At 72.0% G+C, this 13,373-nt stretch carries 8 protein-coding genes; 7 read left to right on the top strand and 1 reads right to left on the bottom strand.

The window, feature by feature from the left end; translation table 11 throughout:
- Positions 1-66: 66 nt before the first annotated feature.
- Both ACFY16_RS01445 and ACFY16_RS01440 read left to right on the top strand, forming a co-directional pair.
- A complete protein-coding gene (locus ACFY16_RS01445; RefSeq protein ID WP_390645030.1) occupies positions 67-1,587 on the top strand; it encodes a CHAD domain-containing protein in 1,521 nt (506 codons plus the stop codon).
- Positions 1,588-1,657: 70 nt separating this feature from the next.
- Positions 1,658-3,628, top strand: coding sequence for a TIGR03960 family B12-binding radical SAM protein (locus ACFY16_RS01440; RefSeq protein ID WP_390645029.1), 1,971 nt, complete (start codon positions 1,658-1,660; stop codon positions 3,626-3,628).
- A 65-nt stretch (positions 3,629-3,693) separates the two neighbouring features.
- On the opposite strand, the gene ACFY16_RS01435 is transcribed toward ACFY16_RS01440, so the two are convergent.
- Positions 3,694-4,641, bottom strand: a complete 948-nt coding sequence (locus ACFY16_RS01435) for a hypothetical protein (RefSeq protein ID WP_390645028.1) — start codon at positions 4,639-4,641, stop codon at positions 3,694-3,696.
- Between the two features lie 361 nt (positions 4,642-5,002).
- Between ACFY16_RS01435 and ACFY16_RS01430 the strand changes: the two genes are divergently transcribed.
- From ACFY16_RS01430 to ACFY16_RS01410, 5 genes are all read left to right on the top strand, one after another.
- Positions 5,003-6,148 (top strand): glycosyltransferase, encoded by a 1,146-nt coding sequence (locus ACFY16_RS01430; protein WP_390645027.1) that lies wholly within the window; start codon positions 5,003-5,005, stop codon positions 6,146-6,148.
- Positions 6,149-6,234: 86 nt separating this feature from the next.
- The gene (locus ACFY16_RS01425; protein WP_390645026.1) at positions 6,235-6,789 is read left to right on the top strand and encodes a GNAT family N-acetyltransferase; all 555 of its coding nucleotides are present in this window, start codon (positions 6,235-6,237) and stop codon (positions 6,787-6,789) included.
- A 6-nt stretch (positions 6,790-6,795) separates the two neighbouring features.
- On the top strand, positions 6,796-7,899 hold the full coding sequence (locus tag ACFY16_RS01420; RefSeq protein ID WP_390645025.1) for a hypothetical protein: 1,104 nt from the start codon (positions 6,796-6,798) through the stop codon (positions 7,897-7,899).
- A gap of 139 nt (positions 7,900-8,038) precedes the next feature.
- Complete coding sequence (locus tag ACFY16_RS01415; protein WP_390645024.1) at positions 8,039-8,815, top strand: TIGR03936 family radical SAM-associated protein; 777 nt, start codon at positions 8,039-8,041, stop codon at positions 8,813-8,815.
- 273 nt (positions 8,816-9,088) lie between these two features.
- On the top strand, positions 9,089-13,249 hold the full coding sequence (locus tag ACFY16_RS01410) for an Rne/Rng family ribonuclease (protein WP_390645023.1): 4,161 nt from the start codon (positions 9,089-9,091) through the stop codon (positions 13,247-13,249).
- Positions 13,250-13,373: the final 124 nt, after the last annotated feature.

Raw genomic sequence — 13,373 nt, 5'->3', positions numbered from 1 at the left:
AGTCCGCCCGCGATTCACCTTCGGTGCCCTCTGCCGCCCGGCCCCGACTGGCACTAGATTCAGGTCATGGCGGACACGAAGCGCGAGATCGAGCGAAAGTACGAGTCCGACGACAGTGGCCTGCCCGACCTGACCGGCGTCGCCGGGGTCTCGGCCGTCCTCGACAAGGGCGTCGCACACCTGGACGCGACCTACTACGACACGGCCGGCCTGCGCCTCGCCGCGGCCTCGATCACCCTGCGCCGCCGCACCGGCGGCTCCGACGCCGGCTGGCATCTGAAGTTCCCCGTCGGCCCCGGCGTTCGGGACGAGATCCGCGCCCCGCTGTCCGACACCGTCCCCTCCACCCTCGCCTCCCTCGTCCGCTCCCGCGTCCGCGACGCCGAACTGCTGCCCGTGGTCCGGCTGCGCTCCGAGCGCGATGTGCGCGACCTCGTCGACGCGGAGGGCCGGCTGCTCGCCGAGGCGAGCGTGGACGCCGTACGCGCGGACCGGCTCCTCGGGGACGGCGGCAGCGCTCAGTGGACCGAGATCGAGGTGGAGCTCGCCGACGGCGGCGACCCGGCGTTTCTCGACGCGGTGGAGAAGCGGTTGCGCAAGGCGGGCGTACGGCCGTCGAAGTCGGCGTCGAAGCTGGCCCGGGCGCTGGCCGAGACGGCTCCTCGCGGCAAGAACGGGAAGAAGCGGAGCAAAGGCGAGGAGCCGCCCGGTGAGCCCGTGACGGCCGGTGACCACGTCCTGGCGTACGTCAGGGCCCAGCGCGACGCCGTCGTCGAACTCGACCCGGCCGTGCGCCAGGACGCGCCCGACTCCGTGCACAGCATGCGCGTCGCCACCCGCCGGCTGCGCAGTGCCTTCCGCTCCTACGGCAAGGTCCTCGACCGGGGCGTCACCGACCCGATCGGCGCGGAGCTGAAGTGGCTCGCCGGTGAGCTGGGCGTGGACCGCGACCGCGAGGTGCTCACCGAACGCCTGACGGCCGCGCTCGACGACCTGTCCCGCACGCTGGTCTCCGGCCCGGTCCGCACCAGGCTGGACACCTGGGCGGGCGCCCGGCGCGGTGGATCGCGCAGCCGGCTGACCGGCGTCCTGGACTCCGAGCGGTATCTGACGCTGCTCGACAGCCTGGACGCGCTGCTCGCCGCTCCGCCGTCGCGGAAGGCGGCCGCCGGCAAGCCCGGCAAGGTGCTCGCCAAGGCCGTACGCAAGGACTTCGGCAAGGTCTCCGCGCTGGTCGAACAGGCGCTGGACCTGGCGCCCGGGCACGACCGCGACCTCGCCCTGCACGAGGCCCGCAAGAAGGCCAAGCGGACCCGGTACGCGGCGGAGGCGGCCGCACCGGCCCTCGGCGACCCGGCAACCGCCCTGGTCAAGTCCATGAAGTCGCTGCAGACGCTGCTCGGCGACCACCAGGACAGCGTCATGGCCCGCGAGACGCTGCGCGAGCTGTCCGCGGTGGCGCACGCGGCGGGGGAGAGCGCGTTCACGTACGGCTTGCTGTACGGGCGCGAGGAGCAGCGGGCGGCGGCCGCGGAGGCGGAGCTGCCCGAGGTCTGGAAGGAGATCAAGGCCGGGGCGCCCGTCTGAGCGTGCGGGGGAGCTCTCCGGCCGCGTTAGGCTTGATGGTCACCCCTGTCTGCCTACGAAGGTTTGCGAAATGCCTGCCGAAGCCGCCGAGGCTGCCGAGTCTGTTTTCCCGCAGCTCGAAGCTCTGCTCCCGCATGTGCAGAAGCCGATCCAGTACGTCGGCGGAGAGCTCAACTCCACGGTCAAGCCGTGGGAGTCCTGTGACGTCCACTGGGCGCTCATGTACCCGGACGCGTACGAGGTCGGACTGCCCAACCAGGGCGTCATGATCCTCTACGAGGTCCTCAACGAGCAGGAGGGCGTCCTCGCCGAGCGCACGTACAGCGTGTGGCCGGACCTCGAGGCGCTGATGCGCGAGCACGGCGTCCCGCAGTTCACCGTGGACAGCCACCGCCCGGTGAAGGCCTTCGACGTGTTCGGCCTGTCCTTCTCCACGGAGCTGGGCTACACGAACATGCTCACGGCCCTGGACCTCGCCGGGATTCCCCTGGAGTCGAAGGACCGGGGGCTCGACGACCCGATCGTGCTGGCCGGCGGGCATGCGGCGTTCAACCCCGAGCCGATCGCCGACTTCATCGACGCGGCGATCATCGGCGACGGCGAGCAGGCCGTGCTCGACATGACGAAGATCATCCGCGAGTGGAAGGCGGAGGGCCGTCCCGGCGGCCGCGAGGAGGTCCTCTTCCGCCTGGCGAAGACGGGATCGGTGTACATCCCGGCGTTCTACGACGTCGAGTACCTGCCCGACGGCCGTATCGCCCGCGTGGTCCCCAACAAGTCGGGCGTCCCGTGGCGCGTGTCGAAGCACACGGTGATGGACCTGGACGAGTGGCCGTACCCCAAGCAGCCGCTGGTCCCGCTCGCCGAGACCGTGCATGAGCGCATGTCGGTGGAGATCTTCCGCGGCTGTACCCGCGGCTGCCGCTTCTGCCAGGCGGGCATGATCACCCGCCCGGTGCGCGAGCGCTCCATCACCGGCATCGGCGAGATGGTCGAGAAGGGCCTCAAGGCGACGGGCTTCGAGGAGGTCGGCCTGCTCTCCCTGTCCTCCGCGGACCACTCGGAGATCGGCGACATCGCGAAGGGCCTGGCGGACCGCTACGAGGAGGACAAGATCGGTCTGTCCCTCCCGTCGACCCGCGTGGACGCCTTCAACGTCGACCTGGCGAACGAGCTGACCCGTAACGGCCGCCGCTCCGGCCTGACGTTCGCGCCGGAGGGCGGCAGCGAGCGCATGCGCAAGGTCATCAACAAGATGGTCTCGGAGGAGGACCTGATCCGTACGGTCTCCACCGCGTACGGCAACGGCTGGCGTCAGGTGAAGCTGTACTTCATGTGCGGCCTGCCGACGGAGACCGACGAGGACGTCCTGCAGATCGCCGACATGGCGATGAACGTGATCGCCGAGGGCCGCAAGGTCTCCGGCCAGAACGACATTCGCTGCACGGTCTCGATCGGCGGCTTCGTCCCCAAGCCCCACACCCCCTTCCAGTGGGCGCCGCAGCTCTCCGCGGAGGAGACGGACGCCCGCCTGGAGAAGCTCCGCGACAAGATCCGCGGCGACAAGAAGTACGGCCGCTCGATCGGCTTCCGCTATCACGACGGCAAGCCCGGCATCGTCGAGGGCCTGCTCTCCCGCGGTGACCGCCGCATCGGCGCCGTGATCCGCGCGGTCTACGAGGACGGCGGCCGCTTCGACGGCTGGCGCGAGCACTTCTCCTACGACCGCTGGATGAGCTGCGCGGACAAGGCGCTGGCCCCCTTCGGCGTCGACGTCGACTGGTACACGACGCGAGAGAAGACGTACGAGGAGGTCCTGCCCTGGGACCACCTGGACTCGGGTCTCGACAAGGACTGGCTCTGGGAGGACTGGCAGGACGCCCTCGACGAGACGGAGGTCGAGGACTGCCGCTGGACGCCGTGCTTCGACTGCGGGGTGTGCCCGGCCATGGACACGACCATTCAGATCGGCCCGACCGGTAAGAAGCTGCTGCCATTGACGGTGAAGCAGCCGGCGGGGAGTGCGGCGCACAGTCACTGAGCCGAGTGTCTGAAGGGGTGCCCGAAGGGTCTGTCGACCCTTCGGGCACCCCTTTTCGTCGTCGGTCAGCGTTTGCCGTGGCGGTTGTTGTTGTTGCCCGGCTCCGGCGAGTTCAGTGGCTGCCAGGCCAGGGTCGGGAGGGAGGGGTTGGGGCAGGTCAGGATGGCTGGGGTGCTGTTGGTGTGGCTCTCGGTGCAGATGATCTCGAAGACCTGACCCGTGGTGGTCATGACGTCGATCTTGATGCCCGCCAGATCCTGCATTCCCTGGCTGTGTTCATTGATGGAGGCTGCGCAGGCGAAGCCCGCCTGGCCGCCGTTCGGATAGCCGGTCCTGTTGCTGAGGTCGGTCCATCGCAAGGTGTGGTCGAAGTTGGGGCGGACGTCCCGGATGCCCGCGTAGGTGATGGTGCCGCTCACCGCGGCACGAACCTCGTAGACCTGCTGGTCCTGGAAGCCGTCGATCTCGGCGCACGCTCCGGTCGGGCCCGTGGCTCCGGTCGAGCCCGTGGGGCCGGTGGGGCCTGTCGGCCCGGTCACGCCCTGGATGCCTTGGGTACCGGTGCCTCCGGTGGGTCCTGTGCCTCCGGTGGGGCCGGTGGGGCCTGTCGGCCCGGTCACGCCCTGGATGCCTTGGGCGCCGGTGCCTCCGGTGGGTCCCGTGGGGCCCTGGGGGCCCCGGGGGCCGGTCGGGCCGGTGGGTCCCCTCTCACCCTTGGGTCCCCTGTCACCCTTATGGCCCTTGTCACCCTTGGGCCCCTTGTCGCCCTTCGAACCCTTCGGCCCCTTGTCGCCCTTCGAACCCTTCGGACCCCTCGGGCCGGTGGGGCCCGTCGGGCCCTTGCAGCCGCCCTTGCTGTCGGCCTCGCTCGCCAGGGACTTCTGAGTGCCCGCCCTGCACTTGTCGCCGCCGTGGCCGGCCGTCGCCGTCGCGTGGTCGGCCATGCCGCGCGCCGTCGCGGCTGCCGGGCTGACCATGCCGGCCGCCATGACCAACGCGAGCGAGACGAACATGCCCGCCCTTTTGAATCGCTCCCGGGCCACTGGCCCGAGAGGCGAAGCCGTCCTGTGCTCAGGACTCATCTGTGCGCTCCTTGCCTCAACCGGTTCGAGTCATCCGCCGAACCCGAGTGCGAGCCTGGCGTGATCGCGACGGCCCGGCGCGCGCAACTGGTCGAAACGGGCTTATTTATCGACTTATAGGACTAATCGGTGCGTTCGGATGGGTCATTCTGTGCCCGCGGCCACCCAACTGGCCTTGTGCGCGGCCGATCGGGGAGCGTTGCGGCCCGGTTTCCGCGTGGGTCGACGGCCACGGAGAGGGCGTGTGTCACGTTGACGCCCACGAGACGGACGGAGACGGACAGGTGACGCCGTGAAGCAGCAGACCCTCTGCCTTTGCATGATCGTCAAGAACGAGGCGCAGGTGATCGAGCGGTGCCTGGGCTCCGTACGCCACCTCATCGACACCTGGGTCATCTCCGACACCGGCTCGACCGACGGCACACAGGACCTGATCCGCAAGGTGCTGGAAGGCATTCCCGGCGAGCTCCGCGAAGAGCCGTGGGTCGACTTCGGGCACAACCGGACCGCGAACATCCGGCACGCCCGCGGCAAGGCCGACTACATCCTCACCCTCGACGCCGACCACGTGATGCGCCAGGACGCCCCGCTGCCCCGGCTGACCGCGGGCTCGTACATGCTGCGCTATGACACCCCGGGGACCCAGCACCGCTTCAAGCACCTCATGCGGGGTGACTGGGCCTGGCGCTACGAAGGCGTCACCCACGAGTACCCGTGCACCGACGAGCCCGACGTGCAGGAGAACCTCGACGCGCTGGTGATCGAGGACCATGCCGACGGCGGCAGCCGCAGCGACAAGTTCGAGCGCGACGCCCGCCTGCTGCGCGCCGAGTTCGAACGCGACCCCGCCAACCCGCGCACCGTCTTCTACCTGGCCAACACCGAACGGGACCTGGGGCACGCGGAGGAGGCGATCGCCCTGTACGAGCGGCGGGCCGGCATGGGGGGCTGGGCCGAGGAGGTCTACTGCTCGCTCCTGGAGGCCGGCCTCCTCCGGGCGGAGCGGACCGGCGACTGGCCGGGGGCGATGGACACGTTCTCCCGCGCCTGGGAGTCACGACCCCAACGCCTCGAAGCCTGCTACGAGTTGGCCTCGCGGCTGCGCATCCAGGGCCGCTACCGCACCGCCCACGCCCTCCTCCGCGAGGTCGTCGGCCGACCGGAACCGGACGACCTGCTCTTCACCAAGTCCTGGGTGTACCGGTGGGGCCTGCTCTTCGAGTTCTCCATCACGGCCTACTGGGTGGGCGAGTACGCCGCCTCCGTCCAGGCGTGCGACAGGCTGCTCGCGATGCCGGACCTGCCCGACGCCATCCGCCGCCAGACCGAGATCAACCGGGAGTTCTCCGCCGGACGCGCAGTCGCCGTACCCGCCCCGACCGCCGTCGTGCGCAGACCGAAGGCCGCACGGGCCGGAAAGGCCGCCCGGCGGAAATGAACCCCTGACCGCCGCTCCGGCCGCGCCTGCCGTTCCAGCCGGGAAACTCTGTGGCGGGCCCCGCCCGGCGACGCGACACTGAGGCGATGCCGCAGTTGACGACCCCTCATGTCCGCCTCCACGCATCCTTCGTGTCCGCCATGAAGGAGTTCGAGGCCGAGGGTCGAGGTCTGCCCGGGGACGGGACCGGCCTCGGGCAGGAGATCCGGGAGTGGCGCGAGCGCTGGCCCGACCCCGGCGCGTTCGACGCGTATGTGGCGCGGCTGGTCGCCGACGCCGACGAGAGCAGACCGACGTCCCGGCCCGGCTGGGTGCACTGCACCACCTTCTGGTACGCGGAGGGGGACGCGTACCTGGGCCGCCTCACCGTACGGCACCGGCTCACCCCGTTCCTGCGCGAGCTCGGCGGTCACATCGGCTACGACGTACGCGCGTCCGCCCGCCGCCGGGGACACGCGACCGCCATGCTCCGCGACGCCCTGCCGTACGCCCGTGCCCTCGGTCTCGACCGTGTCCTCGTCACCTGCGACACCACCAACACCGCCTCCCGTAAGGTCATCGAGGCCAACGGCGGGGAATTCGAGGACGAGCGGGGCGGGAAGCTGCGGTACTGGATCCGGACGGGCGTCCGAGGCGTCTAGGTGGACATGGACCTCGAGAAGCCGCCTCCGCGGCAGCAGGACCCCGAGGGGTGCCTCGCCGTCGCGATCCGCATCCCGGTGCGGATCGTCGTGCTGGTGCTGGTCGTGCCGGTACGGATGGTGTGGGACGCGCTCGTCGTGGGCGGGCGGTTCCTGAACCGCACGGTGCTGCACCCGCTCGGGCGGGCGCTGGTGTGGGTGGGCCGGGCGCTGTTCGTGTGGCCGTGGGTGGGGCTGTGGCGGTATGTCGTCGTTCCCCTCGCTGTCGCGCTCGCCTGGGCGGGCAAGGTGCTCCTCGTCGTGCCGTGCGTGTGGTTCTACCGGTACGTGCTGACGCCGGCCGGGCATGCCCTCGCGTGGCTGGCCCGGGGGATCGGCGCAGGGTTCGCCTGGGTGTACGCGCGCGTGCTCACGCCGATCGGGCACGGGGTGATGTGGGTCCTCCGGGGCGTCGGATTCGTGCTCGCCGGCCTCGGGGCCGGGCTGTACACGGTCGTGGCGTGGCTGGTGCGGTACCTGGTCGTCGTGCCCGCCGGGTGGATGTACGAGTGGCTCCTCGCGCCCGTGGGGCGGGCGATCGCCTGGCTGGCGGGTGCGGTCGTCACCGGAATCGGCCTGGTCCTGTACTGGATCACCCGCGTCCTGGTCGTGCTGCCCGTCCTGGTCCTGTGGCGCTGGGTGCTCGTGCCGGTCGGCCGGGTCCTCGCCGTCGTCGCACGTGAGGCCGGGGACGCTCTCGGGCACGCCTGGCGGGTCGCCGGACGCGTCTCCCTCGCCGTCGGACGGTTCCTCGGGACCCTCTTCCGGTGGATCTTCGTGGAGCCGGTGCGGTGGGTGTACCGGACGGTGCTGACCCCTGTGGGGCACGTGGTCCGTGACACCCTGCTGCGGCCCGCCGCCGAGGTCGCGCGCGCTGTCGGCCGGGCCACCCGGCAGGCGCTCGCCGCCGCCCGTGACTCCGTGCGGCAGGCCCGTGCCGACATGCGGCGCATGCTCTTCGGCGAGCCCCGGCAGCCGGAAGCGGTGGGCCGCCGGGAACCGGCGCCGGAGAAGACGCGTACCCTAGAAGAGAGGACCGGGCGCGAAGTGTCCCCGCCGACGCGGGGGTGATCCGGACTGGACGACGCCGGGCAGGCGTCAGCCGGAATGCTCCCCGCGGCGCGGGGAGGCGCCACGGACCGTCCGCCGTACACAAGGAGAAGTTCCACTGGGCAAGCGACAGCCCGAAGGCCCGCCGCCCGCACCCGCGGTGCAGCGCATCCGACTGCGCTACACCAAGCGCGGCCGCCTCCGGTTCACCAGCCACCGTGACTTCCAGCGCGCCTTCGAGCGTGCGCTGCGCCGTGCCGAGGTGCCGATGGCGTACTCGGCGGGTTTCACGCCGCATCCGAAGGTGTCGTACGCCAATGCCGCACCCACCGGCACGGGCAGTGAGGCGGAGTACCTGGAGATCGCGCTCGCCGCGACCCGCGACCCGGAGACGCTGCGCGTCCTCCTCGACGAGTCGCTGCCCGACGGGCTCGACATCGTCGACGCGGTCGAGGTGCGCACGTCGGGACTCGCCGACCGGCTGACGGCTTCCGTGTGGGAGCTGCGGCTGGACGGCGTCGATCCGGCGGACGCCCGTCGTGCGGTCGAGGCCTTCAACGCCGCCGGGACCGTCGAGGTCCAGCGCCTGACCAAGAACGGCATGCGCACCTTCGACGCCCGCCCGGCGGTCGCGAAACTCGAGAGCACGGAAACCCACAGTGCACAGGCTGATAGGCCTATCGACCAGCCCTGTGCGATACTGCGGCTGGTTGTTCGGCACGTGACGCCTGCCGTACGACCCGACGACGTCCTGTCCGGTCTCCGCGCCGTGGCCGACCTGGCGCCGCCGGTCCCCGTAGCGGTGACCAGGCTGGCGCAGGGGCTGCTCGATGAAGAGACCGGCACGGTGACCGACCCGCTCGCGCCCGACCGCGAGGCAGCAGCGACCGAGCCCCACATGGCCGGCGCCACTGCCGCCGCGAAGGCGCCGGCGTAGGGAAGGTCCCGCGAAGGGACGGACGTCGTAGCGCCGCCCTCGTACTCGGGAGCCACCTGGGTCGGGCAGCGCACCGACCACAAGACTTTCGCCAGGCCGTACGCATTCGGCGTACGGAACCGGCGAGACAGGACACAGAGAGCTCCCGTGCGGCGCCCGCGCCCCGGACGGCGGCCATCGCGCACTGCGCGAGCCGCGGACGTCAACGGCGATCGACATGATCGACGCCGGACCAGGCGCGGCGCCCGGGAGCCTGACGGGAGAAACGCCCGCATGCTCGAGCCGACCGAACCGACAGAGTCCGTCAAGGACTCCGCATCGAACACCCCAAGCGACACCCTGCCGCCGCGCCGTCGGCGCCGTGCCGCATCCCGCCCGGCCGGTCCGCCGGTCGCCGCCGAGGCCCCGGCCGAGGTCACCACGCCGGCCATACCGGCTGCCGAGGCCGCCGATCTCGAGGCCGAAAAGGGCGACGAGTACCAGAAGGACGAGAGCGCCGAGGTGGTCGCCGTGGCGGCAGAGGCCGACACCGACACCGAGGCGCCCGCGGCTGCCGCCGCCGAGGCCGCACCCGCCGGTCGTACGCGTCGTCGTGCGACGCGACGTGCGTCCGCGCCCGCCGGAGCACCGGCCGCCGCGGAGGCCGCCGAGACGGTGGTGCCCGCCGCGACCGCGGCGGAGCCGGCGGCCGAGACCGTCGCTTCCACTGTTTCTGCCGCTTCCGGTGAGTCCGGCGTGCCGGCTGAGGAGGCGGCTCCGCGTCGCACCCGCCGTCGGGCCACGCGCAGTGTGGCGGCGCCCGCCGCTTCCCCCACCACCGAAGAGACCGAAGAGGTCGCCGAGGCGCCCGTGGCTGCTGCTGCCGCCGTCGAGGCCGAGCCCGTCGGTCGTACGCGTCGCCGTGCGACCCGTCGAGTCTCCGCGCCCGCCGAGGCGCCGGCCGCCGCCGAGGTCCCCGTGACAGCTGAGGCAGTTGAGGTTGCTGAGACCGCCCAGGTTGTCGAGGCTCAGGTGAGCGCCGAGCCGGAGGCGGCCGCCGAGGAGGCCGCTCCGCGTCGTGGCCGTCGGCGCGTCACGCGCCGCGTGACCGCTCCGGCCGGCGCCGCCGAGGCGCCCGAGGCCGCTGTCGCCGGGGCGGAGGCACCGGCAGCCGCCGAAACTCCCGCCGCGCAGGCTCCCGCCCCGCAGGCCCAGGCCGACGAGGACAGCGCTCCGCGCCGTTCGCGCCGCCGGACCGTGCGGCAGGCGGCGATCGGGTTCTCCGAGCCCGCGAAGTCGAAGGCCGCCGAGGCCGATGCCCCGCGTCGGCCCGCGCGGCCCGCGGTCGCCGTGTTCCAGGCGCCCGTGTTCGCCGAGCCGAGGTTCCAGACGCCGGAGCGGGCCGCCGCTCAGGCCGCCGCCGAGGCAGCGGAGGAAGCCGCGGTGGTCGAGGAGACCGACGAGACGGCGGAGGCCGCCGAGGTCACTGAGGTTGCGGAGGCCGCCGAGGCCGCCGAGGCCGCCGCGTCCGCGGAGGAGCAGGCCGGGTCGCGGCGCCGTCGTCGGCGCCGGGGTGCCGGCTCCGCAGAAGAGGCCGAGGCCGCCCAGGTCACCGACGTCGCCGCCCAGGACGAGACCGAAGAGACCGACGAGTCGGCCGAGGACGGCGTCGAGGGTGACGAGGCCGAGGAGACCGGCTCGCGCCGTCGCCGTCGGCGTGGTGGCCGTCGCCGTCGTCGTGGCGAGCCCGCCGAGGGCGAGTCCGGGGACGAGTCCGACGAACTCGCCGCCGAGCAGGCCGAGCAGGACGCCGAGGACACCGCCGAGCAGGCCGAGGAGGACGCCGAGGAGGCCGAGGAGGACGCCCACGACGAGGCCGGCGGCTCCAGCTCCACCAGCCGTCGTCGCCGTCGTCGCCGTCGTCGCGCCGGTGACTCCGCCACCGACGCCGAGCCCGCCGAGACCGACCCCGAGCGCACCGTCGTCAAGGTCCGCGAGCCCCGCAAGCCCGCCGAGCCGTCCGACGAGGTGCAGTCCATCAAGGGCTCGACCCGCCTGGAGGCCAAGAAGCAGCGCCGCCGGGAAGGCCGGGAGCAGGGCCGCCGCCGCGTTCCGATCATCACCGAGGCCGAGTTCCTGGCCCGCCGTGAGGCCGTCGAGCGCGTGATGGTCGTCCGGCAGTTCGGCGAACGTACGCAGATCGGCGTCCTGGAGGACGGCGTGCTCGTCGAGCACTACGTCAACAAGGAGCAGGCGACCTCGTACGTCGGCAACGTCTACCTGGGCAAGGTCCAGAACGTGCTGCCGTCGATGGAGGCCGCCTTCATCGACATCGGCAAGGGACGCAACGCCGTCCTCTACGCCGGTGAGGTCAACTTCGAGGCGCTGGGGATGGCCAACGGGCCGCGGCGCATCGAGAGCGCGCTCAAGTCCGGCCAGTCGGTTCTCGTCCAGGTGACGAAGGACCCGATCGGCCACAAGGGCGCCCGCCTCACCAGCCAGGTCTCCCTCCCGGGCCGCTATCTCGTGTACGTCCCCGAGGGCTCGATGACCGGCATCAGCCGCAAGCTGCCCGACACCGAGCGGGCCCGGCTGAAGACCATCCTCAAGAGGATCGTCCCCGAGGACGCGGGCGTCATCGTGCGCACCGCCGCCGAGGGCGCGAGCGAGGACGAGCTGCGCCGGGACGTCGAGCGGCTGCAGGCGCAGTGGGAGGAGATCCAGAAGAAGGCGAAGAGCGGCAACGCCCCGACCCTGCTGTACGGCGAGCCGGACATGACCGTCCGCGTCGTGCGCGACATCTTCAACGAGGACTTCTCCAAGGTCGTCGTCAGCGGCGAGGACGCCTGGGAGACCATCCACGGCTATGTCGCGAACGTCGCGCCCGACCTGGCCGAGCGCCTGTCGAAGTGGACCTCCGAGGTCGACGTCTTCGCCACGTACCGGGTCGACGAGCAGCTCGCCAAGGCGCTCGACCGCAAGGTCTGGCTGCCCAGCGGCGGTTCGCTGGTGATCGACCGGACCGAGGCGATGGTCGTCGTCGACGTCAACACCGGCAAGTTCACCGGTCAGGGCGGCAACCTCGAGGAGACCGTCACCAGGAACAACCTGGAGGCGGCCGAGGAGATCGTGCGCCAGCTGCGGCTGCGCGACCTCGGCGGCATCATCGTGATCGACTTCATCGACATGGTGCTGGAGTCCAACCGCGACCTGGTGCTGCGCCGGCTGCTGGAGTGCCTGGGCCGGGACCGTACGAAGCACCAGGTGGCCGAGGTGACCTCGCTGGGGCTCGTGCAGATGACCCGTAAGCGGGTCGGCCAGGGCCTGCTGGAGTCCTTCTCCGAGACCTGCGTGCACTGCAACGGGCGCGGTGTCATCGTGCACATGGAGCAGCCGACGGCTGTCGGTGGCGGCGGCAAGCGCAAGAAGCGCGGGCGTGGCGGTGACGGGCAGGTGCCCGAGCACGAGGCGGCGGTCGCCGTCGAGACCGCCGAGCAGGAGGCGCAGATCGAGGCCGAGGCCGAGGCGTTCGCCGAGGTCGCCGAGCCGGTCGCGCTGCCGGTGGCGGAGCCGCTCATGGAGGCTTTCGCGCCGGACGAGGAGCTGTACAGCAGCGTCGCCGAGGCGGAGGCAGCGGCCACGCGTGGGCGTTCCCGGCGTCGGACGAGCCGGCGGGCTTCGGCCCCGGCCGGCGCGCCGCGGGGCAGGGCCGCGCAGAGCGAGGAGCCGAGGGGCCGGGCCGAGGAGCCGAAGGCCGCGGAGCCCGAGGTGGAGGCCGAGCTGCCGGTGGTGCCGGAGCCGGCTGCCGTCGCGCAGGCCGAGCCGGTCGCGGTCGAGGACCCGGTCGTCGAGGCTCCGGTCGCCGAGGCTCCGGTCGTCGAGGAGGCCGCACCGAAGGGCCGTACGCGCCGTCGTGCGACCCGGAAGGTGTCCGCGCCGGCCGGTTCGCCCGCCGGGGCGGAGGCCGCCGTGGTCACGGTCGCCGAGGCCGCGCCGGTGGTCGAACCGCAGGCTGAGACGGCTGCGGTGGAGCCCGAGGCTCCGGCTGAGGCGCCCGTCGAGAGCGCCGCTCCGGCCCGTCCGCGGCGCCGGGCGGTGCGCAAGGCCACGGCTCCGACGGCGTCCGAGGAGGCGGCCGTGGTGGTCGTCCCGTCCGGCCCGGCGGAGGAAGCACCCGCCGCCGAAGCCCCGGCTGCTGCCGAGGTCGAGGCCGAGGAAGCGGTTCCGGCCAAGAAGACGGCCGCTCGCAAGACGGCCAAGAAGGCCACGGCGAAGAAGGCCGCCACCAAGAAGACGGCGGCCAAGAAGACGGTCGCCAAGAAGACGGTCGCCAAGAAGGCCACGGCGAAGAAGGCCACGGCCACGAAGGCGACGGCGAAGAAGACCGCCGCCAAGAAGACCGCGGCGGCTGCCCAGCAGACGGCGCCGTCCGTCTCGGCGACGACGGAGGACTGACCTCCGAATCGCGTACGGAAGCGGGGGGGGGGGGGGGGGGGGGGGGGCGGGCGGGGGCCCGCCCGGGGGGGGGGGGGTGGGGGTGTGTTTTTTTTGTGTTTGTGTTTTTTTTTATTGAAAACCA

Origin of the sequence: Streptomyces sp. NPDC001315, from assembly GCF_042896175.1 — a bacterium.
Lineage (GTDB): Bacteria > Actinomycetota > Actinomycetes > Streptomycetales > Streptomycetaceae > Streptomyces.
Note: the sequence above shows the minus strand (reverse complement) of the source record. Positions and strands in the feature narration are given on the sequence as shown.